General features: G+C 52.8%; 2 protein-coding genes. Both read right to left on the reverse strand.

From position 1 onward, the window contains the following. A partial coding sequence (locus FBQ85_30175; protein MDL1879399.1) for an isoprenylcysteine carboxylmethyltransferase family protein occupies nucleotides 1-765 on the reverse strand: 765 nt, incomplete at its 3' end. 181 nt (nucleotides 766-946) lie between these two features. After that, the coding region (locus FBQ85_30180; protein MDL1879400.1) for a type I restriction endonuclease subunit R at nucleotides 947-1,542 on the reverse strand (596 nt) is incomplete at its 5' end.

Consider the following 1,542-nt stretch of genomic DNA (forward strand, 5'->3'; position numbering starts at 1 on the left):
AACCGCAGGCGCGACACTAACCGAGGTGATGCTCGCTTTGGGTTGCAGCGCTGGAATGAGCATCGGCACCTGGCGGCGATAATTCGCGTATTTGTCGCCATGCTCACGCACCAAATCACGTTCTTCAAGCTGAATCGCGATGAGAATGTAACCTGTAGTCGCCAGCGCAAACACCAGGTGCGCAACCGTCATGGTCGGCGTAAACCAGAAGGCGCACAAAAAGCCGAGATACAGCGGGTGACGGACATGTTTGTACAGCACGGGCATGACGAATCCGACCGGACGGTATTCCTTGCCGCGCAAATACAGCCACACTTGCCGCAAGCCGAACAGATCGAAATGATTGATCAAGAACGTGGTGGCCAGCACCAACAGCCAGCCGAAGGCAAACAAGCTGTAAAGCACCGCCCGGCCAGCGGGATTTTGCACGTCCCAAATCACGCCGCCGATTGGCTCCCATTTCCAGAACATCAAGATCAGGCACAGGCTGGCAAGCAAGACGAACGTGCTGCGCTCCGCGGCTTTGGGAATGAAGCGTGTAATCATGCGCTTGAAACTTTGCCGCGCCATCACGCTGTGCTGCACGGCGAACAAGCCGAGCAACGCGGCGTTGACGAGTAAGGCCGTTGCCAACGGCGCGGTGGGCGCGGAGTCAATCGACTTGGGCACCAGAATGTTGCCGACGAAACCGGCAGCGTAACAAAATGTTACGAAAAAAATGGCGTAAGACACCACGCCGTACAGAAAAACCAGCAGTCGTTTCATAGCGATTTTTCCTTTCTGCAAATGTCTTTTTGATGCTTTGTAAATAAACTGCGGCCGCTTACTGGGCGCTAATATACGCGGCGAAGCGAGGGTTTTCTACTGTCGCAAGGGATGGTTTGGGAGGAACTATACAAAGAGATAAGTGGGAAGATTGCCGGGGAATTTCTACCATAGAAATAAATTATGCCAGGCGTGCAGCCTGCGCATGGGATCCCGGCTCGCTTCTTCGTATCGCTGCAAAAATTTCTTTTGCCAAAATTGGCAAAATCGAACCTTGAAAATCGCCTTCAGACATATAGCGCGTCACGATCTTGTCGTTGTCCGCCATCCGCTCGATCATGAAATCCTCGATCAGCTTCCGGATGCCCAGCTCGAACTTGTCCAGCGGATTGGCGAGCGCGGTTTGAATCACCTGCTGATTCTTGCAGGCTTTCTCTTTGATCTGCTGAAAGAAAAGCCGGTCTTCTTCGTTGAACTGCGTGCCGAAGCGTTCGTTCAACACCTCGATGATCTCTGACAACGGCGCCTTCTCATCTTGAGCCTTGCCGGTGCCCACATCGGTGGGGCTTTTGACGTATTGCGCTTCGCCTTCGGCAATTTTGATGGCACCGGAAAAAATCCGTTCCATGCGGTAGTATTGCAATTCCACTTCATCACCGACCTTGACAATGGCAACGTCCCGATCAAGCGGCAGATGCGGTAACAGCAAGCGGCCAAAGCTATAGAGCATTTCCAAATCCGCATCGGCATAAGATATGATCTGACTCAGGAAAGAAT

Source organism: Cytophagia bacterium CHB2 (genome assembly GCA_030263535.1).
Taxonomy (GTDB): Bacteria; Zhuqueibacterota; Zhuqueibacteria; order Zhuqueibacterales; family Zhuqueibacteraceae; genus Coneutiohabitans.